Annotated in this window: 18 protein-coding genes and 4 pseudogenes; 10 read left to right on the top strand and 12 right to left on the bottom strand. The window is 65.3% G+C overall.

Going from position 1 to position 21,527, the window contains the following annotated elements:
* The first annotated feature begins 190 nt into the window (after positions 1-190).
* Entirely contained in the window at positions 191-1,288 is a 1,098-nt protein-coding gene (locus IEV64_RS16790; RefSeq protein ID WP_188424594.1) for a phosphate uptake regulator PhoU, read from the top strand.
* Positions 1,289-1,575: 287 nt separating this feature from the next.
* Positions 1,576-1,897 (top strand): annotated as a pseudogene (locus IEV64_RS19880) (transposase domain-containing protein); the annotation flags it as partial.
* Positions 1,898-2,234: 337 nt separating this feature from the next.
* Here the strand turns inward: IEV64_RS19880 and IEV64_RS16785 are convergent.
* Both IEV64_RS16785 and dgoD read right to left on the bottom strand, forming a co-directional pair.
* Positions 2,235-3,005 (bottom strand): IclR family transcriptional regulator, encoded by a 771-nt coding sequence (locus IEV64_RS16785; protein ID WP_188424592.1) that lies wholly within the window; start codon positions 3,003-3,005, stop codon positions 2,235-2,237.
* A gap of 67 nt (positions 3,006-3,072) precedes the next feature.
* The gene (dgoD, locus tag IEV64_RS16780) at positions 3,073-4,227 is read right to left on the bottom strand and encodes a galactonate dehydratase (protein ID WP_004967890.1); all 1,155 of its coding nucleotides are present in this window, start codon (positions 4,225-4,227) and stop codon (positions 3,073-3,075) included.
* 119 nt (positions 4,228-4,346) lie between these two features.
* On the opposite strand from dgoD, the gene gfo6 reads away from it, so the two are divergent.
* Both gfo6 and IEV64_RS16770 read left to right on the top strand, forming a co-directional pair.
* Positions 4,347-5,420 carry a D-xylose 1-dehydrogenase Gfo6 gene (gfo6, locus tag IEV64_RS16775; protein ID WP_188424590.1) on the top strand — a complete coding sequence of 358 codons (1,074 nt, stop codon included), beginning with the start codon at positions 4,347-4,349 and terminating at the stop codon, positions 5,418-5,420.
* 81 nt (positions 5,421-5,501) lie between these two features.
* Positions 5,502-6,149 carry a bifunctional 4-hydroxy-2-oxoglutarate aldolase/2-dehydro-3-deoxy-phosphogluconate aldolase gene (locus IEV64_RS16770; RefSeq protein WP_188424588.1) on the top strand — a complete coding sequence of 216 codons (648 nt, stop codon included), beginning with the start codon at positions 5,502-5,504 and terminating at the stop codon, positions 6,147-6,149.
* Between the two features lie 85 nt (positions 6,150-6,234).
* On the opposite strand, the gene kdgK2 is transcribed toward IEV64_RS16770, so the two are convergent.
* The gene (gene kdgK2, locus IEV64_RS16765; protein WP_188424586.1) at positions 6,235-7,191 is read right to left on the bottom strand and encodes a 2-dehydro-3-deoxygalactonokinase KdgK2; all 957 of its coding nucleotides are present in this window, start codon (positions 7,189-7,191) and stop codon (positions 6,235-6,237) included.
* 219 nt (positions 7,192-7,410) lie between these two features.
* Positions 7,411-7,557 (bottom strand): annotated as a pseudogene (locus tag IEV64_RS16760) (IS6 family transposase); the annotation flags it as partial.
* A gap of 26 nt (positions 7,558-7,583) precedes the next feature.
* Here IEV64_RS16760 and IEV64_RS19875 point away from each other — a divergent pair.
* Positions 7,584-8,114 (top strand): annotated as a pseudogene (locus IEV64_RS19875) (site-specific integrase); the annotation flags it as partial.
* 7 nt (positions 8,115-8,121) lie between these two features.
* Positions 8,122-8,331, top strand: a pseudogene (locus tag IEV64_RS20140) (site-specific integrase); the annotation flags it as partial.
* 275 nt (positions 8,332-8,606) lie between these two features.
* Here IEV64_RS20140 and IEV64_RS16755 read toward each other — a convergent pair.
* Complete coding sequence (locus IEV64_RS16755; protein WP_007276324.1) at positions 8,607-9,248, bottom strand: DUF2238 domain-containing protein; 642 nt, start codon at positions 9,246-9,248, stop codon at positions 8,607-8,609.
* Positions 9,249-9,343: 95 nt separating this feature from the next.
* Here IEV64_RS16755 and IEV64_RS16750 point away from each other — a divergent pair, with 95 nt between their 5' ends.
* On the top strand, positions 9,344-10,177 hold the full coding sequence (locus IEV64_RS16750; RefSeq protein WP_188424584.1) for a hypothetical protein: 834 nt from the start codon (positions 9,344-9,346) through the stop codon (positions 10,175-10,177).
* A gap of 13 nt (positions 10,178-10,190) precedes the next feature.
* On the opposite strand, the gene IEV64_RS16745 is transcribed toward IEV64_RS16750, so the two are convergent.
* Entirely contained in the window at positions 10,191-11,246 is a 1,056-nt protein-coding gene (locus IEV64_RS16745) for a pyridoxal-phosphate-dependent aminotransferase family protein (RefSeq protein ID WP_188424582.1), read from the bottom strand.
* A 90-nt stretch (positions 11,247-11,336) separates the two neighbouring features.
* On the opposite strand from IEV64_RS16745, the gene IEV64_RS16740 reads away from it, so the two are divergent.
* The 3 genes from IEV64_RS16740 to IEV64_RS16730 all read left to right on the top strand — a co-directional run bounded on the left by IEV64_RS16740 (position 11,337) and on the right by IEV64_RS16730 (position 14,727).
* Positions 11,337-12,350, top strand: a complete 1,014-nt coding sequence (locus IEV64_RS16740; RefSeq protein ID WP_188424580.1) for an AIR synthase family protein — start codon at positions 11,337-11,339, stop codon at positions 12,348-12,350.
* Between the two features lie 159 nt (positions 12,351-12,509).
* On the top strand, positions 12,510-13,838 hold the full coding sequence (locus IEV64_RS16735; RefSeq protein WP_188424578.1) for a cobyrinic acid a,c-diamide synthase: 1,329 nt from the start codon (positions 12,510-12,512) through the stop codon (positions 13,836-13,838).
* Positions 13,839-13,998: 160 nt separating this feature from the next.
* Entirely contained in the window at positions 13,999-14,727 is a 729-nt protein-coding gene (locus tag IEV64_RS16730; RefSeq protein WP_007276318.1) for a cob(I)yrinic acid a,c-diamide adenosyltransferase, read from the top strand.
* Positions 14,728-14,780: 53 nt separating this feature from the next.
* On the opposite strand, the gene IEV64_RS16725 is transcribed toward IEV64_RS16730, so the two are convergent.
* From IEV64_RS16725 to IEV64_RS16700, 6 genes are read right to left on the bottom strand one after another with little or no spacing between them, the layout of a single operon-like run.
* Positions 14,781-15,872, bottom strand: a complete 1,092-nt coding sequence (locus IEV64_RS16725) for a LeuA family protein (RefSeq protein WP_007276317.1) — start codon at positions 15,870-15,872, stop codon at positions 14,781-14,783.
* Positions 15,873-17,138, bottom strand: a complete 1,266-nt coding sequence (locus IEV64_RS16720) for a CaiB/BaiF CoA transferase family protein (protein ID WP_188424576.1) — start codon at positions 17,136-17,138, stop codon at positions 15,873-15,875.
* Positions 17,135-18,286, bottom strand: coding sequence for an ABC transporter ATP-binding protein (locus IEV64_RS16715; RefSeq protein WP_188424575.1), 1,152 nt, complete (start codon positions 18,284-18,286; stop codon positions 17,135-17,137). The genes IEV64_RS16720 and IEV64_RS16715 overlap by 4 nt, the downstream gene beginning before the upstream one ends.
* Positions 18,286-19,152 (bottom strand): carbohydrate ABC transporter permease, encoded by an 867-nt coding sequence (locus IEV64_RS16710; protein WP_188424573.1) that lies wholly within the window; start codon positions 19,150-19,152, stop codon positions 18,286-18,288. Before IEV64_RS16710 ends, IEV64_RS16715 begins: the two co-directional genes overlap by 1 nt.
* Position 19,153: 1 nt before the next feature.
* A complete protein-coding gene (locus tag IEV64_RS16705) occupies positions 19,154-20,083 on the bottom strand; it encodes a carbohydrate ABC transporter permease (protein WP_188424571.1) in 930 nt (309 codons plus the stop codon).
* Entirely contained in the window at positions 20,080-21,318 is a 1,239-nt protein-coding gene (locus IEV64_RS16700) for an ABC transporter substrate-binding protein (protein ID WP_188424618.1), read from the bottom strand. Before IEV64_RS16700 ends, IEV64_RS16705 begins: the two co-directional genes overlap by 4 nt.
* Between the last annotated feature and the right edge of the window lie 209 nt (positions 21,319-21,527).

The raw sequence follows: 21,527 nt of genomic DNA, 5'->3' as shown, positions 1-21,527 counted from the left end.
AGCGTCCCCGCGCTGACGGCGCCGACTTCGACTTCCCGACGTGACGACGGTTCTCGACGACCTGCGGCCGTCGAAGCCGGACAGTCGGCGGCGACGCTCGCTTTTCGTCAGTCGAATCACCCGCCGAGGCGGGATCGGCGTCACCGCGGAACTGGCACGCAGACAACACGATTTCAGACACGCCAACACAATGGAGACACGCAAGATACAGCAGGTCAGCAACGGGACGTTCACCGTCTCACTCCCCAGAGAGTGGGCGGACGGCGAGGGAATCACCGCCGGCACCGTCGTCAACCTCCACACGCACCTCGACGGGATGCTGGTCGTACAGGCACCCGAGTGCGAAGACGACTCGTCGATGCAGTTCACGGTGACCGTCGGCGGGGGTGACGCGGACGGCGGGGGCGACGCCGCCGGCGACGCCCTCGAACAGACGCTTCGGGCGGCGTACGCCGCCGGGTCGAAACAGGTCGTCGTCGAGGCCGACGGGACGTTCGACGCCGCACAGCGACAGGCCGTCAGGCGGGTCGCCCGGAACCTCGTCGGCGTGACCATCACGGAGGAGTCGGACGCGTCGGTCACGGTGCGGAACGTCCTCGACGCGAACGAGGTCTCCATCCGCCAGTCGGTCCGACAGCTCCAGTTCGTCGCCGTCTCGATGCACCGCGACGCGACCGCCGCGCTCACCGGTGCCGCCCCCCTCGACGGCTTCGCGGAGCGCGACGACCGCGCCGACCGCCTCTTCGCGATGGTCGACCGGCACTTCACCCGCGGGCTCGACCGCCTCGACGAGGTGGACGCCCTCGGCGAGACGCGCCCGGAGCTGTTCCGCCTCCACACCGCGGCCCGCGAGTTAGAGCGCGTCGCCGACCACGCCGAGCGAATCGCCGCCGTCGCGTCGGCGGTGCCCGACCCACTTCCCCCCGCGGTCGCCGACGAGGTGTCCGAACTCGCCGAGCTCGTCCCCGAGGCGCTCGACGCCGCGGTGCAGGTCGCGCTCGACGGCGAGGACCCCGACGCGGCGCGGGAGGCGCTGACGGCCAGAGACCGGGTCCGCGAGGGCGTCGGGGAGGTCGAGCGACGACTGTTCGAGGAGTCGAACCCGGACGCCGATGTCGACTACCGATTCGCCCACGCGCTCCACGCGCTCGAACGGACGGCCGAACACGCCGGCAACGTCGCCGAGGTTGGTCTCCGAACGGCGGTCCGTACGCACAACATGGACGAGCGACCGACCCGCGAGAGCGGGAGCGGGAGCGAGTCCGCGGAGAATACGCAGAGCGCCTGAAACGACCGCTTTGTGGAGTCTGCTCGGCGATGAGCCGACTCCCGACTACCCTACGTTGACCCCGAGTTTCTCGAAAGTCGCGTCAACTGGGTGTGGTTTTCCGGGAAATATTAATCGGGAGACATGAACCACAGAGTGTACTGAGCGAGAGGATAGAGTCGCTCTTCACTCTCGTCTGAATATCCGAATTTTCTCCGTGAACGACGGATTATATGGTTCGAACAACACCAGATAGAAAAGATTGTACACCAAAATCGCATTACTGACTACATATGTTGTAAAAACAAGTCGGCGAGACTGCTGTCAAAATCAATGGCGAGGAGTATTTCTTATATAATACAATAATGATCGAGATGAACCTAATTCTTGATGTCGAACTGCTTTGACGACATGGCATCGGTAAACCGCTCTGTTTCTCTCCCGACTCTCGGAGAAGTACGGTCTCTCAGACGCTGTGTTTCTCGTTGGTATCTACGGCTATCTGGATTGAGCCGTTCGGTTAGGATTAACCGGTCGACTTGCCCACGTCGAGCGAAATCTCATCGAAACGTGGTCCACACCCGCCCCATGCGAGTCGACCGTTACATAATTCTTGGGGTGCGAAGCCACGCGTGTGGCGACGATAGTACAGTGTGAAAAGTACAATAGTACTACGTCAAACGACCTGTCGAAATTACCCACTCGGTTCACGGGTTCGATGCCGAATTCACAGATCCCATTACAGGCCTATGTTTGTAATTAAATCCCGTCCCGCTCCCGCGCAACCCACAGTCCCAAGCGCAAAAATAGCCCACTATTGTTCACGGTTAGGAAACATCCTCTCGGACCACGGCCCGACTCTCTATCCACCACCGATTCAATCACGGATTTTATGCATACACCCGCGAGTTTCCGCATCCGTAGTTCTACTTCCTGTACCGAGCAGTGTTAACTAATGGAAAACCCATCAGTCGATCGAGAGTTTATTCTCTACGTTCCTCGCTCCGCTGACGACCAAGCCGACGGTGTCCTCTTCGAGACGCTTTCCGCTCATTCTCGGAGGGGGGCCGAGGACTTCAATCGCACCCAGCGGGCGACCATCGTCGTCGAGGACTGGTGCGGCGACGCCGCGATAGTCATCCGATTGCTCCTGTCTGTCGTATGCGACTCCTTGGTCGCGAATCGCCTGGAGCTTGGACTTCAATTCGTTGCGTTCGGTAATCGTATTCGCAGTCTCCGAGGAGAGCGAGTCGTGGTCGAGAAACTCCGCGACCTCGTCTTTGTCCATATTGGCGAGGATTACCTTCCCGGCCGCTGTCGCGTGCAATGGTCGTCTCTCTCCTTCCTGGTCCGGGGTGTCTACATCCGCTGGCACGGCCGTGAACACGTAGAGGCAGTTCCACTCGCTACCCTGTCCCGGAACGACCAAACAGACCTGCTCTCGCATGCTGTTGGCCAGTTCGACCACCTGTGGCCGCGCGACCTCGTATATCCGCTGGCGTCGCCTCGCGTAGACGCCGAAACTCACGAGTTCGAGTCCGATTTCGTATCCCCCGTCACGTCGCATGACGTAGCCCAGCGTTTCGAGCGTCGCAAGATGCTTGTGGACTGCCGGTTTCGAGAGGTCGAGTGCCCGAGCGATCTCTGTCAACGTCGGCCGGTCGCGACTCCGTATCGTATCGAGGATTCGATGGCTCGTCATCGTCGCCTTGATTCCGTAGTCGTCTGCGGTGGGCATACCCTCCGACACTCGACCGACGTACAAATAAGTTGTTAACAGTTAGTGAACGATTCGCGGCGGCCGGTCACCACTCGGCGACGCTACCGTCTTCGTGACGCCACACGGGGTTGTGCCAGTTGACCGGGCGTTCGGCCTGCTTTCTGATGTACTGTTCGTCCATCTGTATCCCGAGCCCGGGTTCGTCAGGAACCGCGACGTAGCCGTCTTCGTACTCGAACGCGCTCTTGTCTTCGAGATAGTCGAGCACGTCGTTCCGCTGGTTGTAGTGGATGTTGAGGCTCTGTTCTTGGATGAGCGCGTTGGGGGAACAGGTGTCAACTTGGAGGCACGAGGCGAGCGCAATCGGGCCGAGCGGACAGTGTGGCGCGAGCGCGACGTCGTACGCCTCCGCCATCGCCGCGATTTTTTTGACTTCGGTAATGCCGCCCGCGTGGCTGAGGTCCGGCTGAATCAGATCGACCGCGCCGTTCTCGAACACCTGCTTGAAGTCCCAACGCGAGTACATTCGCTCGCCCGTCGCAATCGGAATCGTCGTGTGCTGTGCGATTTCCGGGAGCACGTCGTTGTGTTCGGGGAGGACGGGCTCTTCGATGAACATCGGCTCGTACGGTTCGAGCGCCTTCGCCAGCCGCTTCGCCATGGGCTTCGAGACGCGCCCGTGGAAGTCGACGCCGATGTCGATTTCTGGGCCAACGGCCTCTCTGACCTCTTCGAGTCGATTGACTGCCGCTTGGACCGACGCGGGCGTGTCAATCCGTTCGAGCTCCGCCGTGGCGTTCATCTTCACGGCGGTCAGCCCCGCCTCGACTTTCAGTTCGGCCTGTTCGGCGACTTCGGAGGGGCGGTCCCCGCCAATCCACTGATAGACGCGCATCCGGTCCCGCGTCGCACCGCCGAGCAGTTCGTGGACCGGTGCTCCGAAGCGTTTCCCTTTGATGTCCCACAGCGCTTGGTCGATGCCCGCGATTGCGCTCATCAACACCGGACCGCCGCGATAGAAGCCACCCCGGTACATCGCTTGCCAGTGGTCTTCTATCGCCGCGGGGTCCGTTCCGAGGATGTAGTTGTCCATCAGTTCCTCGACGGCGGCCCTGACGCTGTGAGCGCGTCCCTCTACGACCGGTTCGCCCCAGCCGACGACGCCGTCGGTCGTCTCCAACTTGAGAAACAGCCATCGCGGTGGCACCTCGAACAGCTCATACTCCGTAATCTTGGTCATGGGTATTCGTTACGCGTACGTTGGGGTGTCCCTCGAAAAAGCTTTCTCTCGGACTGTGACCTCGGTGACTGCCCCGGAACCCTCGATGTTATACGACTCGTCCGCCATGTGCAACTCGTATGTCGTTAGAAGCGTTCCTCGATGATTTCGAGCGCCGTAACTGGCAACGGGTTTCCGACGGGACGGTCCGCATCGCAGTCATCGGGCTCGGGTGGTGGACCGTCGACCAAGCGATTCCGGCTATCGGCGCGTCCGAGCTGTGCGAGACGACCGTCACCGTCAGTAGTACCTCCGAGAAAGCGAAACGGGTTGCGGCCGGCGTCGAAACGGCGACACACGGTCTCTCGTACGACGAGTTCCACGCCGGCGAAGCCGCCGACGCCTACGACGCGGTATACATCTGCTCGCCCAACGCGCTTCATCTCCCGTACGCGCGGACGGCCGCCGAGTTGGGCAAGGCCGTCCTCTGCGAGAAACCGATCGAAGCGAGTAGTGAACGCGGGCAGGCGATGGTCGATGCGTGCGACGAGGCGGGCGTTCCGCTTATCGTCGGCTACCGGATGCACACCGAGCCCGCGATTCGACGCGCGCGAAAGCTGATTCGAGACGGCGTCATCGGCGACCCGGTCCACGCAATCGGGACGAACTCGCAAGCGATGCTCGAACTGATTTCCGACCCGAACCAATGGCGGCTCGACCCCGAACTGGCGGGGCCGGGGGCGACCGTCACTGACATCGGCATCTATCCGCTCAACACCTGTCGGTTCCTGCTCGATTCCGACCCGGTTGCCGCGCAGGCGTTCATGCAATCGTCTCACGACGCGTTCGAACAGGTGCCCGACGAGCACGCCTCGTTCATGGTGGAGTTCGACGACGGAACGTACCTGGCGGCGACCGCCAGTCAAAACGCCCAGGCGACGACTAGCCTCCGCATCGTCGGAACCAAAGGCGAAATTCTCGTCGAGCCTGCCTTCCACATGGAAACCGAGATTCGAGTGACGCGCGGCGACGTTTCGGTCACGCTCGACACCCCGCAGGTCAATCAGATGACCGAGCTGTTCGACTACGCCGCAGACCGCATCTTGACCGACGCGCCAATCGGTCCCGACGGCGAACACGGCGTCCTCGATATGCGACTCATCGAGGCCATCTACGAAGCGGGTGAGTCCGGCTGTGTGGTCACGCTCGACTGAGCGGTCGGCTCGACGGGTCGAGATGGTATCGCGGGATGAGTCGACCACCGCGTTTAAATCGCCCGTCCGAGAGTAGCTAGTATGAGCCAACACCCAGCACGCCGCATTCGGGAGACTGGCCTCATCGCCATCATCCGCGGAACCGACGCCGACACGGCCATCGAAACCGTCGAAGCGCTCACGCGCGGCGGCGTCTCGACCGTCGAAATCACCGCGAACACGGACGGCGTCCTCGACATGCTCCGCGACGTGTCCGCGTCGTTCACGGCGGACGAGGTCACCATCGGCGCGGGAACCGTCCTCGACGGCGAAACCGCTCGCGCGGCGCTGCTCGCAGGTGCGGAGTACTTGGTCACGCCGACGTTCGACGAGGGAGTCATCCGGACCGGTAACAGATACGGTGCCCCTTCGATGGTCGGTATCGCGACACCGACGGAGGCGGTCGACGCCTACGAGGCCGGTGCCGAGATGGTGAAGGTGTTCCCGGCCGGAACGCTCGGCCCCGGGTTCGTCTCCGCACTGGGCGGGCCGCTCGGACACATCCCGACGGTTCCGACGGGTGGCGTGAGCCTCGACAACGTCGGCGAGTTCTTCGATGCCGGAGCGACTGCCGTCGGTGTCGGAAGCGCAATCGTAGACAACGACGCCGTCTCGCGCGGCGATTTTGCGACCATCGAGACCAACGCGCGCTCCTTCATCGAAGCGGTCGAACGCGCGCGCCGCGACTGACGCACACCCGCCTCTCGGAAGTTCGGAGATGGCCGTCTCAGCGCGGGCCGCGCGGCGGCTCCGAAACGGTCGGCGAAGGAGAGAGTTATCGGTCGATTCCGGCGTCGCCTCCGCGGAGGACGCGTTCGACTTCGTCAGGCGTCACGACCGCGAGGTCGCCGTGAATCGTTCGTTTGAGCGCGGCGGTCGCCGCGCCGTAGGCGAGCGCTGTCTCGACTGATTCGCCCGCGATGAGCCGCGACAGGAACGCTCCAACGAACGCGTCGCCGGTCCCGATGGCGTCGACCGTGTCCGTCTCGAAGACCGGTTGCTCGGACACCGTTCTGTCGTGTCGTGCGAGTGCGCCGTCTTCCCCGCGCGTGACCACGACCGTCTCGAAACCGAAGTCGGCGGCCAACTCCGATGCGAGCGTCGACGCGTCGCCGTCGAGTCTCAGAACGGTGCGGATGTCTCGCTCCGCGGCGACGAGGACGTCGACCTCGGGGAAGAGCGATTCGCACACGTCGCGTGCGTCGGACGGCGACCAGAGCTTCGACCGGTAGTTGAGGTCGAACGCGGTCGTCGTCCCCGCCTCGGTCGCCGTTTGCAGAAGCTCGCCGGTCGTCTCCCGAAGCGTCTCGGAGAGCGCCGGCGTGATGCCGCTCGTGTAGAACACTGCCGCGTCTTCCACGGCTTCGACAGCGAGTTCGTCCGGCCGCGCGGTCGTGACTGCCGCGTCGGCGCGGTCGTATATGACGTTCGTCGGACGCGGCGAGCGCCCCTGTTCGATGTAGTACGCCCCTTGGCGAGCGTCGTCGTCCCAGCGTACGTACGGCTCGACGCCGTGTGTCCGGAGTTCCGTGGTGACGCGCCGACCGAGCGGCGAGTCCGGAAGCTTCGAGAGCCACGCGGCGGAGCATCCGAGACGGGAGGCGGCGACCGCGACGTTGCTTTCCGCACCGGCGGTCCGGAATTCGAGGGACTGGGCGGTCTCGATTCGCTCGCCCTCCGGCGGGCTCAGCCGAATCATCGTCTCGCCGAACGTGACGAGCTCAGCCGTCATCGACGCCCCTCGGCGGTTTGCGACCGAGTCTCGCGTTCGATGTCGGGGGCGTCCAGACCTACAGTTGAGCCGTGCATATGTTCGCACGACTGTCTCTCGCAGTGGTACATAAGTACGGGCGGTGGTCCGAAATTTGTGACGGCAGGCTTGGTGCGACAGGACTCGATTGGCGGGTATCAGCCAGTGCTCAGACACCGAAAGGCACGCCTAAGTAACCTCCTAAGCTGGCGTTCGACCGTCCCGCGATTGATGTGGTCGCTGAAAGTTACAGTACTGAACGAACACGACAAGCCACCGGCGGACGCGCAGACGACTGCTCACCTGTGAGTTGTGGAAACGGCCGACCTTCATTTTGAACGTCTGAAATTCAATCAGATAGTTGATAAAACAACACATCCAAGCAGTTCTTCGTCGACCTCGTCGGTCTCGAAGTGAGGAATCTGAGGAGTGGGGGTAGGATGTCGAAGACGAAGATATATCAAATTCTATAAATATACTTTAAATCGATACAAACTCGGATGGTCGGACAGAAAGTGCCGTCGTGGCCACCGGACGAGGTTGGCGAAGTGGATTCGGACGTATCGAGAACTGCATGGGCCGATGCATTGCTCGAACCACTGTCCGAGTTAGACCAACAGCCGCGGGAGTTCGGACGCTGTCCCGCGGTTCTCGAGATAGTTGACGAGGAACTATCGACTGACCGGTCAGAGCCCGAATATCTGCACGTCGCAAGAGCGTGGTACGGTTCGTGAAGGGTCGGAAGTACGCGAAGTACAATCCACTTTCAGAGGCCGACAAAGAGTTCGGTCGGGAGGCCAGCAAACCAGACCCACAGGCGTTGTCGGCGCCGCAGGTGCGTCGAATCTACGGCGAGGGAGACGCTACTCGAAGCGAAGTTACTCGTCGTTGCGCTTGCTTGCTGGGAGGTACGGCCCTTGTGAGGTGACGCTGTTGTACGGCGTGGACGTCGTCGCTGACCGGATTGATGCGTTTTCCGACCGTGAGACGTGGGACAGATACCTGTTCCCGTCCCGCTCATCGTCTATGAAGAAATCATAATAAGTACGATACTTCGTCGATTCAAACAGCTGGCTGATAGTACTGACGGGGTTGTTGATGGGGGATACGCCCGCACCAGAGCGTGCCGTGCCGAGCCCTGCGAAGGAACTGCCGAGCCCGACAGCGCCGAGTCCCTGAAGCACTCTGCGCCGGGTCGTTGTCCGTTCTCCATCGCCGCGTGGGTCCGCTGTGTGGCTTGAATCACTCGTACTGTCTCGTCACCCGACGCTCCGTCGGGACCACCCCATCATCATGAGATCACATGGTGAATTTTCGGGCAGTTGGCTACTAGTTTATTGATACGATGGGGGTGCCGGGTCAGTTTCCGCTTGCGACGCGACCCGTTGACCCGCCCGCTATCGACCGCGGGGGACCGAGTCGGGGGGTCCCGAACCCGTTTCCTCCTCCGCCTCCGTCGGTGGGACGAGATTCGTCAGGGCGCGGTCGCCGAACAGGACGACGAGCGCCGCGCCGACGAGGTTGAACGCGAGGTCGAGCGCGGTGTCAGTTCGGCCGTAGGAGACGAGCACGGGGTCGATACCGAGCGCGTCGGCCCCGAGGTGTATGGCGTACTCGGCGAGTTCCCAGAGCACGCCGGCGCAGACGACGACCGCGAGCACGCGGGTCGGGGGGTCGCGGCCGCGGCGACGGGAGAGCACGTGGACGACCCCGCCGAGAATCGTCGCGGAGTGGGCGTGGGTCAGGTGGTCCCACCACCACACGTCGTCGTAGGGACCGAGCATCCCGACCGAGTGGGTCAGCATGGCCGACTCGACGTAGACGCGTTGCCACGGGCGGAACTCGACGCCGACCAGTCGCTCGAAGGCGTCGGGGAGGTACGTGCCCGCGAGTGCGAACGCGGCGTTCACCATCGCGGCCGGGTTGCGGCGGCGAAGTCCCGTCAGGAACACGACGACGATTGCGTATCTGATTCCGTCGTCCGGCCGCCGCCGTCGCCCTCCCGCCGAATCGCTCGTCTCGGTCACGGTCGTTCTCATCGGGACTGTCGTCGGGGCTAAAGAAAAATATTGACACAATATCGGAGATAGCTGATTGGGGTAGACTAATTAGCGTAGCCTATCAGTCCACATACATGAGTGGAGAGGGTGATCTCTCGATAGATAATGTCGAAGAGATGTATGACAAATACGTTGAGCAGTTTCCGCAGTCAAACTTAATTGACCTAGGTGGTCCAACAGGCCTGCCACTCAAAGATGCAATCTCTGCTAAGAGTGGTACTGTGGTTCTGTTGAATGAGTCTGAGTTAGACTCCGAATGTATGTTAACATCTTCGGGGACTAATCTTGGAATCAAAGATCTCTCTGACGAAGCAATATTTCAATTGCCAAAGAACCTGATGCACATACAGAAAGTACAGATTACATCGGATCACTACGGCTTTTGGAGATATACATTAGAATGTGCTTATGAGTATGATTTCGGCGCGTTTCCAATTTCTGAAGATATCATCAAGCAGTACGACACTGTGCTCTCATTATTATCAAGTGATACTGGCCCATTCCCAACATCCAACCACGTCATTGCAAGCTACGTCGCGTATCCCGCTTTAGAAGGAATTGCCAAACGCTACTGCCACGAATACATCCATGAGGATGGTACTGTGAAAGAAGGGAGATCAGTTCACACCTACGGTCCGGTAGTTAAAGCTGGTGAACAAGTGAACAATGTTGGTTGGATTCTAAGCCATATTGAGAATGTTGCGGGTTCACCAGACCTCAAAGAAGAAATGCGCCAAATGAGAGCTCAAATCGCAGATTTCTATAGCTGTAGTGAAAATCAAGTTTACGGGACAATTGCTGGCTATCGGAATACGTGGTTACATGGGGAAGAAGTCGCAATCGCAGAATATGGAACGCTTATGAACTACATATCGCTCTTACTGTGGGCGATGATGTTTAAAAAATGATTTCGAGCTGTTCTTATTTCACGGGATATATCGCTTCTATCGCGTCCATCACGCGGTCGACTTTCTCCACGTCGGCGTTGTAGCCCATGTGGCCGACGCGCAGGATATCGTCGGCGAGGTCGGCGAGCCCGGTGGCGACGACGATGTCGTGGTCGGTTTCGAGTTCCGCTTGGACGCGCTTTGCCTCGCCGGGGAGGTGGAACGCCGTCACCGTCGGGGCGCTCCGCTCGGCGTCGGGGTAGAGGTCGAGGCCGAGGTCGGCCCCGCGCTCGCGGCAGTGCGCGGCGGCCGCCTCGTGGCGCTCGTAGACGACGTCGAGCCCTTCTTCGAGGAGCATCGACAGCGACTCGTCGAGGGCGGCGACGTTCGCGCCGAGGTGGGTGTACGGGAAGCCCTCGCTCGTGTCGCGCCACGGGAGGAGGTTCGTGTAGAGGGAGTCGGGGTCGCGCTCCTCGACGACCTCCCACGCGCGGTCGCTGACGGCGGCCGTCGTCAGCCCCGGCGGCGAGCTAAACGCCTTCTGGGACGCGCCGAGGTTGATGTCGATGTGCTCGCTCGGAACGGGCGTCCCGCCGAGCGAGGAGACGGCGTCGACGACGGTCAGCACGCCGTGGTCGTGGCAGAGTTCGAGCACCGGCGCGATGTCGTTGAGCGTGCCCGTCGGCGTCTCGCAGTGGACCATCGTGGCGACCTCGAACTCGCCGTCGTCGAGCGCGGCTTCGACGCCAGCGAGGTCCAGCGGGTCGGTGTAGTCGGCACCGACGAGCGTCGGCTCGCCGCCGTAGCTCTCGACGAAGTCGGCGAAACCGTCGCCGTAGAGGCCGTTCGAGACGCAGAGCACGTCGTCGCCGGGGGCGACCGTCGAGGCGATGGCGGCTTCGAGGCCGAGGATTCCCTCGCCGCCCATGACGACCACGTCGTCGTCGGTGTCGTAGACGCGCTGAAGCTTCTCGCAGACCCCGTCGTAGGTGTCGAAGAAGGACTGCTCGATGTCGGGGTTCGGCATCGGCTCGCTCAGTCGGTCGCGGACCCGCGGCGGGACGGCCGTGGGGCCGGGTGTCATCAGCATGGATTGCGGTTACGAACAGAGCGTCTTAGCAGTACGGCATCCGCCGGCGGACGGGAAGGCACAAAAGCGCCCTCGCCGTCAGCCACGTGTATGGGCAAACTCTCACCTGCGGACCTCGACCGCTACGTCTTCTCGCGGACGGGGGCACCCAACGACGACCTGCTCGTCGGGGCCGGCTACGGCGAGGACGCCGCCGCCGTCGCCACCGGCGAGGGGACGATGGTCGTCAGCACCGACCCCATCTCGCTCGCCGCCGAGCGCATCGGCACGCTCGGCGTCGCCATCGCCAGCAACGACGTGGCCGCCTGCGGGGGCGTCCCCGAGTGGCTCGTGAGCACCGTCCTCCTCCCCGAACCGGACGTGGACCTCCTCGACGACATCACCGCCCAACTCGACGCGGAGGCCAGCAGACTCGGAATCAGCATCATCGGCGGCCACACCGAGACAGTCGCCGGGCTCTCGCGTCCGCTCCTCTCGCTCACCTGCATGGGGCCGACCGAACGGTACGTCCCGACGAGCGGCGCGGAACCCGGCGACGCGGTGATTCTCACCAAGGGGGCCGGGGTCGAGGGAACCGCCGTCCTCGCCACCGACTTCCGCGCCGACCTCGATGCCGCCGGCGTCGACGCCGCGGCCATCGACCGCGCCGCGGGGTTCTTCGACGACATCAGCGTCCTGCCCGAGTCCGCCGTGCTCGCGCCCGTCGCCACCGCGATGCACGACCCGACCGAGGGCGGCGTCCTCAACGGACTGGTCGAACTCGCCTGCGCTTCCGGCGTCCGCATCGAGGTCGACGGCGACGACGTGCCCGTCCGCCCCGAGACGCGGGCGCTCTGCGACGCGATGGGCGTCGACCCGATGCGGATTCTCGGCTCTGGCGCGCTCCTCGCGGCGGTCCCCAGCGACGAGGCCGACGACGCGCTCGACGCGCTCGACGCCGAGGGTATCGAGGCGACGGTCGTCGGAACCGTCGAAGCGGCGGGCGACGGCACGAACGCGGGCGCTGAGGCGGAGACAGCCCCGGACGCGGACCCGGGCGTCGTCTACGACGGAACCCACCACGCCGACGGCGTCGAAGACGACATGTACGACCTCTGGAACTGAACCGAACGTGAGTCGCCGGCCCGCGTCGGCGACGCCGACTGAACCCAACACAGCTTTTGCTACTGAAAATACAGTTGCAATCATGACTGCCGAACCCCCGTCTCGCCCCGCGAGCGACCCCTCGGAAGCGCCGTCCGCGACGCGGACCCCGGTGGTCGGATGAGAGGCGTCGTCGTCGCCGGCACGGCCTCCGGCGTCGGGAAGACGGTCACGACGCTCGCGGTGTGCCGCGCGCTCGAACGCGAGGGGTACGAGGTCCAACCCGCCAAGGCCGGCCCCGACTTCATCGACCCCTCGCATCACGCCGCCGTCGTCGGGAAACCATCGCGGAGTCTCGACCCGTGGCTCGAAGGCGACGACGGCATGCGCCGGACCTACGCCCGCGGCGAGGGCGACATCTGCGTCGTCGAGGGCATGATGGGCCTGTACGACGGCGACACGTCGACCGCCCGCGTCGCCGCCCTCCTCGACCTCCTCGTGGTCCTCGTCGCGGACGCGAGAGCCGGGATGCAGAGCGTCGCGGCGACGGCCTACGGCTTTCGGGCCTACGCGGACCGGATGGGCATCGACGCCGACGTGGCCGGCGTCATCGCCTCCCGCGCCCACGGCGGCCGCCACGCCGAGGGTATCCGCGACGCGCTCCCCGAGGAACTGCCGTATCTCGGCCGAATCCCGCCGAGCGACGACCTCGAAATCCCGGAGCGCCACCTCGGCCTCCACCTCGGCGACGAGGCTCCGCTGTCCGACGAGGCGCTCGACGCCGCGGCCGACGGGATTCGCGCCGACGCGCTCGCGGAGGTGGCTCGGGAACCCGGCTGGGACACCGAGGAGTTCGAAGTTGGCGTTCGGGCCGAGGCGGCCCAAGCGACGGATTCCGACGGCCCGACGGTCGCCGTCGCCCGCGACGAGGCGTTCTGTTTCGTCTACCCCTCGACCCTCGACAGGCTGGAATCACTCGGCGCAGTCTCGTACGTCTCGCCGGTCGCCGGCGACGACCTCCCCGACTGCGACGGCGTCTACCTCCCCGGCGGCTACCCAGAGCGGTTCGCCGCGGAACTCGCGTCGTCTCCGACGCTCTCCGCGCTCGCCGACCGCGCGGCCGACGGCCTCCCGGTGTTCGGCGAGTGCGGCGGCCTGATGGCGCTCGCCGAGTCGCTGACGACGACCGACGGCGACACCCACGAGATGGCCGGAATCCTCCCGGCCGACGTGACGATGCGGGAGCGCTATCAAGCGCTCGACCACGTCGAACTCCGCGCGACCGACGGGACGCTGACCGCCGACGCGGGCGAGACGCTCCGCGGCCACGAGTTCCACTACTCGTCGGCGGACCCGGCGACCGACGCCCGGTTCGCCTTCGACGTGGAGCGCGGGACCGGCATCGACGGCCGCGAGGGACTCACCGAGTACCGAACCCTCGGCACCTACGCGCACGTCCACCCCGAAAGCGGGGCGTTCGACCGCTTCGTCTCGCGGCTGACGGACTGAGCGCCGGACGCGAGGGCGCAATGGCACAAGAGCGCGAGAGCGGCGAACCCCTATATACGACGCCGCGACAAGCACCGACCGACGACTGACCCACGCGGGGCGGGACGGACCAGTTCGGTCCGCACCGACCCGACTGCGACACCCGACTTCGAACCCAACGATGACCGACGCATCCGACACACCCGACGGAACCCCCGAGACAGACGACGAGACCACCCCCGACTCGGTCCGGGCGAACACGCCCGGCCGCGGCGTCCGCCCCGAGGCGGCCGCCATCGAACCCGCCGCGCCCGACGACTTCGGCCTCGTGCAGGTGTGGTGGGGCGACGGCAAGGGCAAGACCACGGCCGCGATGGGCATGGGTTTCCGCGCCGCCGGCCACGGCTACCGCGTCCACATGCTCCAGTTCCTGAAGGGCGGCGCGGACTCCGTTGAGGCCGTCCGCGGCGAGTACAACGCCATCGACGCGATGCCCGGTTTCTCCTTCGAGAACCTCGGCCACTACGGCTGGGCCGGCATGGCCGACGGGAGCGACGACGCAGACCACGAGGCGCAGGTCGCCGCCGGCCTCGACCGGGCGCGCGAAGTCGTCGACGCCGCGGCCGACGCCGACCTCTCGGCACCGCTCGACCTCGACGGCCCGCCGGAAGCGGGCGTTCACCTCCTCATCATCGACGAGATGCTCTACGCCGTGGCGATGGGACTGCTCGACGAGGCCGACGTGCTCGACCTCGTGGAGCGCAAGCCCGAGCATCTCGAACTCGTGTTGACCGGGAGCCACGAGGAGCCGACCTATATCTACGACGCCGCGGACCTCGTGACCGACGTCCGAAAGGGGAAACACCCCATCGACGCCGGCCAGCGCGCGAGAAAAGGGACCGAGTACTGAGGGCGTCGACCGGTCCGACGTAGCGTCGGACTGAGCGCCGAAACAGCGCCGACTCAGAGCCGACGGGCGATGTCCAGCGCCTCGTCGGTCGGAACCGGTTCGTCCAGCGCCCGTAACGTCTCGACGAGCGCCGCGACCCGCGTCTCGTCGGGGTCGTCGTCGCCGACGCGCTCCAAGAGCCGCCGGGCCGCGCCGGTCCCGCTCTGCGGGCCGAAGTATAGCGTCCGCGACCCGCCGAAGGCCGCCGGGTCGAACGGCTCGAACGTCGCCGGGTCGTCCAGCATCGCCGCCGTGTGGAGTCCGGACTCGTGAGAGAACACGTCCGACCCGAGCACCGATTTCTCCGCCGGCACCGACTCTCCGAGCGCCGTCAACACGTCGTTCGCCCGGGGGATGAGCGTCGAGGGGTCGAGCGCGGGGCGGTTCACGGCGCGACTCGTCTCGGCCGCGACGACGAACTCCTCGACGGGGACGTTGCCGGCGCGCTCGCCGATGCCGGCGACCGACACGTCCACCTTCTGCACGTCGTGGGCGACCGCGGTGAGCGCGTTGGCCGTGGCGACGCCGAGGTCGTCGTGGAAGTGGACGCCGAGGCGGGTCGGGTCGGCGTCGAGGTCGTGGAGGAACGACGAGACCTCGAACGGCGTCTTCGAGCCCACGGTGTCCGCGATAGTGAGGTACGTCGCGTCTATCGAGTCGAACAGGCCGCCGAGGAACGCGGGGTCGGTCCGGAAGCCGTCCATCGCGGTGAAGTGGACTTCCAGCCCGGTCTCGGCCGCGGCGTCGACCGTCTCGCCGACGAGCGAGCGCAGTTCGTCCTCGTCCTTCCCGAGCAGTTCGGTCCGCTGTCGCTCGCTGGTCGGCGCGAACACGTCGATGACGTCGACGCCGGCGTCGACCGCGGCCTCGACGTCTTTCGGGACGGCGCGGGCGATGCCCGTCAGCTTCGTCTCCACGTCGACTGCGTCGCAGACCTCGCCGGTCCGTGCGCCCGCAATCGGGAAGCCGACCTGCACGTAGTCGACGCCGAGGTCGTCGAGGGCGCGGACGGCCGCGACTTTCTGCTCCGTCGTGTAGGACGCGCCGGGCCGCTGTTCGCCCTCGCGGCAGGTCACGTCGAGGAGGACCGGCTCCGCGGCGGCCATTCAGACACCTCCCGCGCGCCGGAGCGCGTCGATGTCGGCGTCGTCGTAGCCGAGCGACGAGAGGATGGCCTCGGTGTGCTCGCCGAGCTTCGGCGGGTCGGTCGAGTCGGGGCGGTCGAAGCCGCTGGCGACGACGGGGAACCGCGGGACGCTGACCGACCGCGACGTTCCCTCGGCGGTCTCGACCTCGGTGAAGAAGTCGGTCGCCCGCAGGTGGGGGTCCTCCGCGACCTCGTCCATCGAGTTCACCTTGGCGACGGGGACGCCGACCTCCCGCAGGCCGGCGACGAGGTCGGCCGCGGGGAGCGTCTCGCACTCGGCGCGGAGCAGGTCCATGAGTTCGTCGAGGTTCTCCCGGCGGTCCGGGAGCGTGTCGAACCGGTCGTCCTCGTGGAGGTCGAGCCCGAGCGCCTCGCAGAGCGCCGCCCACTGGCGCTCGCCCGAAGGACCGATGAACACCCACTCGTCGTCGGCCGTCTCGAACACGTCGTAGGGTGCCCAGTTGGGGTGCGACGCGCCCATCGGCCCCGGCACGTCGTCGTAGGCCTCGGTGTACGCGAGCCAGTAGCCCATCATCGAGACGGTGGACTCGAACAGCGGCGCGGTCACCTTCGACCCCTCGCCGGTCCGGTCGCGGCGGTAGAGCGCCCCGAGGACCGCTATCGCGCCGTAGAACGACGCGGCCATGTCGGCGATGCTCGTGCCCGACCGAACCGGGGGCATCCCCTCGTGGCCGGTGACGCTCATCAGCCCCGACAGCGCCTCCGCGATGGGGTCGAGCGCGGGGTACGACTCGTAGGGGCCGGGGTTGAACCCCTTGATGGAGCAGTAGACGAGCCCCGGATGCGTCTCTCGCAACTGCTCGTAGCCGATTCCGAGTCGCTCGGCGGTTCCCGGCGCGTAGTTCTCGACGACCACGTCGGTCTCGTCGAGCAGGTCGAAGAACGCGTCGAGCGCCGCGTCGGACTTGAGGTCGAGCGTGAGGCTCCGCTTGTCCCGGTTGACGTAGTTGAACGAACTGTTTCCGACCGGCGACGACCCGCGGATGAGGTCGCCGCCCTTCGGGTGTTCGACCTTGATGACGTCCGCGCCGAGGTCGGCGAGGAGCATCGAGCAGAACGGCCCGGCGATGATGTGGCCGAGTTCGAGGACGCGCACGCCGTCGAGCGGGAGCCCGGACGTCGCCGACGCGGTCGCAGAGCCGGTCGCGTCCGCGGCAGTCTCGGCGCTGGCGCTCTTGGCGCGCTCGGCGCTGTCGCCGCTCATGGAGTGACGCCCCCCGTCCCCGCCGGCGACGACGAACGGTCGCCGGCGCGCTCGGAGCCGAAGAGTACCGTCGCGCCGTCCTCGCCGAAGACGAACGCGTCGGCGAGGTCGAACGACACGTCGAGTCGGTCGCCGGCGACCGCGTCGTCGACGGCGTCGCTCACCACGTCGAAGGGGGTGCCGTCTTCGAGGCGGCCGTGGACCACGGACTCGGTCCCGAGGGTCTCGACGACCTCCACGTCGACCGAGAGCCGACACGCCCCCTCGGAGCCCACGTCGAGGTACTGCGGCCGGATGCCGAGCCTGACGCGACCGGCGGCCGGGACGTCGACGCCGGCCGGAAGCGAAAGCTCGAACCCGGGGCCGACGAGCGCAGTTCCGCCGTCTCCGGCCTCGACCGCGCAGTCGACGACGTTGGTCGAGGGCATGCCGATGAACTGCGCGACGTACTCCGAGTTCGGGTAGTCGAACAGCCGTTTCGGCGGGTCGACCTGCGCGAGTTCGCCGTCGCGGAGGAGGACCACTTGGTCGCTCATCGTCATCGCCTCGGTCTGGTCGTGGGTGACGTAGACGACGGTCGTGTCGAGTTCCTGATGGAGTCGCTGAATCTCGACGCGGAGGTCGGACTTGAGCTTCGCGTCGAGGTCGGACATCGGCTCGTCCAGAAGCAGTACGTCGGGGTCCTGCACGAACGCGCCGCCGAGGGCGACGCGCTGTTGTTGGCCGCCGGAGAGCTCGGCGGGCATCTTCTCCAACTGCGCTTCGATTTGGAGGACTGCGGCGGCCTCGTCGATGCGCTCGTCGCGCTCGGCCTTCGGGACGCCGTGAATCTTCAGGCCGTAGCCGATGTTCTCGCGGACGGACATGTGCGGGTAGAGCGCGATGGACTGGAACACCATCGAGACGTTGCGCTCCTGCGGCGGGAGGTCGGTCACGTCCTCGTCGCCGAACGAGACGGCGCCCGAGGTGGGCGTCTCCAGCCCGGCCAACATGCGCAGGGTCGTCGTCTTCCCACAGCCCGAGGGGCCGACGAAGGTCGTAAACGAGCCTTCGGGGATGTCGAGGCTGAGGTCGTCGACGGCGACGTGCGTGTTTCCGAGGGTGCGAAACTCCTTTCTGACGGTGTCGAGGTGGATGCTGGTTGCCATTATTCGAGGCCTCCAACGCTGAAGCCCTGGAGGAGGTATCGTTGCAGGAACAGTGCGATGAGGAACGGCGGAATCGAGATGAGAAGCGAGACGGCCATCGTCTCGCCCCAGCCGATGCTGACGCGGTCCAAGAACAGCGACGCGCCGACGGTGATGGTGTACATCTCGTCGCGGCTCATCACGACGCGCGCCATGGTGAAGTCGTTCCACGCGACGGCGAACGCGAAGATGGCCGCGGAGATGTAGCCGGGCCGGGCGACCGGCAGGACCACGTCTCTGACGGTGCGCCAGCGACTCGCGCCGCGGACCCACGCGGACTCTTCGAGCGCGATGGGAACGGTCTGGAAGTACTGCCACATCAGCCAGATGCAGAACGGCGCGGAGATGGCCGTCAGCGCGAGGGTGAGCGCGAAGTGGCTGTTGAGCAGGCCGAGCGTCGAGAAGACGACGTACAGCGGGATGGCGAGGACGATGGGGCTGAACATGTACGAGAACAGTACCGCCCGCGCCGCCAGCGACTTCCCGGTGAAGTCGAAGCGCGTCAGGCCGTAGCCCGCCGCGACCGCGATGGTCGTCGAGAGGACGGTCGAACCGAGGGTGACCACGAGGCTGTTGACGAAGTACCGGACCGTGTCGGTCGACCCGAAGAGCACGAGGAAGTTCCGGAGCGACGGCTCGGTGGGAAGCAGGTTCACCCGCCCGCCGGCGAACGTCGTCGCCGGCGACTGGATGGCGATGACCACCATCACGTACACCGGGATGACGGTGAACACCGAGATGAGAAGCGCCGTCAGGTAGACGGCGATCCGCTGGAGGCGTTTCTGGGTGTCGTGGGAGACGAGGCCGCGATCGGAAGACGTCGCCATCTCACGCCACCTCCTGTTCGGGCGCGAACGCCCGGAAGTAGACCACCGCGACGCCGGCGAGGAGGAAGAACATGACGCCGGCGAGCGCCGTCGCCATGCCGAAGTTCACCTCGCTGAACGCGAGTTGGTAGACGCGAATCGGGAGCGTCGTCGTCTGCTGGAGCGGGCCGCCGCGGGTCGAGAGGTAGATGATGTCGAACTTGTTGAACATCCAGATGCCCCTGACGAGGAGGATGATGAGAATCGCGCCGCGGAGGTGCGGGAATGTGATGTCGCGGAACGCCTGCCACGTCGTCGCGCCCTCGACCCGCGCCCGCTCGTAGAGGTCGGGGTCGATGGCTTGCAGGCGCGCGAGCAGGATGAAGAAGGCGAAACTGGCGAACTTCCAGACGCTCGTGACGACGACCGCCGGCATGGCGAACTCCAGCGTCGAGAAGAACGCTATCGGCTTGTCGATGAGCCCGGCGTCGACGAGGAACTGGTTCAGAATCCCGATGTTGGGGTCGAGGATGAACTTCCACATGAAGATGACAACGAGCGTCGGCAGGAGGTACGGGAAAATCATCAGCGTCCGCAGGGCGTCGCCGCCGCGGATGCGCTGGTTGATGACGAGCGCGAGCCCCAGCCCGATGACGAGGCTCAGCCCCGTCGTCGCCACCGCGTAGACGACGCTGTTCCAGAGGAAGCCCCAGAACGCGCCGTTGCCCAGCAGTTCGGCGTAGTTGCCGAGGCCGACGAACGCGGGGTTCCGCACGGGCGACGCGAACAGGCTCATCCCGAGCGCGTAGACGATGGGGATGACCCAGACCACGACGAAGAACGCGAGCATCGGGACGAAACACGCCGCCAACAGGAGCGTCGTGCCGTCCACGTCGCGCTCCCGGATGGCCGACCCGGCGGCCGCCAACCGCGATTTGAGGGCCGTACTCATTGCAACCCGCGGAGCTGGTCGGCCAGCCAGTCGACCGTCTCGTCGGGCGTGAGCCCGCCGACGAGAAGCTGGTCAGCCGCCTGTCCGAAGAGCTGTTCGCTGTAGGCGTCGGCCGCGACGATGTTCGGCGCGCCGTCGTCGCCCGTCGCGAGGACGCTCGTGAAGGCGTCCCAGTTGTCGCGGACGAGGTTCATCACGTCGGGGTGCTGTTGGATGACCTCGTTTTCGGTCACCTCGGGGGCGTCGAGTTGCTCCCGCGTCGGCGGGAACTGGAACAGCGGCGCGGAGAGCACGAAGTCGAAGAAGCGCGACGAACTCGTGAAGAAGTCCACGAACGCCTGCGCGCCCTCGGTGTTCTGGCCGTCGTTGCGGACGAGGTGGCCCTCCATGTACGACCACCACTTGTCCTGTGCCGCCCCGCTCGGCACGGGGAAGGGCATCGGACTGAGGTTCTCGACGAGGTCGGGGCGGTTGGCCTGAATCGTGAGGATGGGGAGGCCGCCGACGCTGGCGATGGCCGCGGCGTTCTCCTGTTGGAGCGCGCCGATGGCGTCGCCCCACGCCCACCCCGAGCCGTTCGGCGAGTACTCGGCCATCGACTGGACCCACTCGAACGTCTCGACGGCCGCCTGGCGGTTGTCACCGTCGTCGAGTCTGACCTCGATACCGTCGGAGGGGCCGCCGTAAATCTCCACGTCGTTCTGCCAGAGATACTGCGTCATCTGGGTGTCGGCGTTGTTCGTCTGGCCCGACTGGATGACGTAGCCCTCCATCGACTCGTTTGCCGACACCTCGCCGGCGGCCTCGATCCACTCGCTCCACGACGCGGGCATCTCCGAGTACACGTCGTTTCGGTACCAGCCCATGAGCGGTTCGACCATCGCGGCCGCGAAGTACGACTCGCCGCCGACGGTGACCGGGTCGGGCAGGTCGTTATCTTGGACAGCCCCCGTGACCGGCGCGAGGACGCCGTCTCGCTGGAGCCGATACGCGTCCGTCGAGGTGTCGAAAAGCAGGTCCGGCGGGTTGCCCGCGGCGACCATCTTCTGCATCTCGGCGTCCGAGGAGGTCCCCTTCGCCGTGTAAATCATCTCGACCGTGTGGTCTGTCTCTTCTTCGAACTCGGCGATAATCTCGTCCATCACGTCCTTCGAGTCGCCGCGGTCCGAGAGGTATCGAATCGGCTCGTTGGAGCCGCCGCCACCGCCGCCGCCCAGACAGCCAGCCGTCGTCACCGCCGCCGCGCTTCCGACCGCCGCGAGGAACGTCCGGCGTGACGACCCGCGCGTTTTCCGCTCGTCGCCACCGCGTGAGTGATTCCCATTTATCATGGTAATTGCAAACAATACGTACACTGGTAGAGGGCACGGGAGTAGTGCCTACCCCTGTTGGCTCTTTATATTGGTTTTCGAAGATATGGTGACGTATTTCAGGTGTACTAGGC

This window comes from Haloferax sulfurifontis (assembly GCF_014635105.1).
Classification (GTDB): domain Archaea; phylum Halobacteriota; class Halobacteria; order Halobacteriales; family Haloferacaceae; genus Haloferax; species Haloferax denitrificans.
This window is presented reverse-complemented; position numbering and strand designations above follow the sequence as displayed.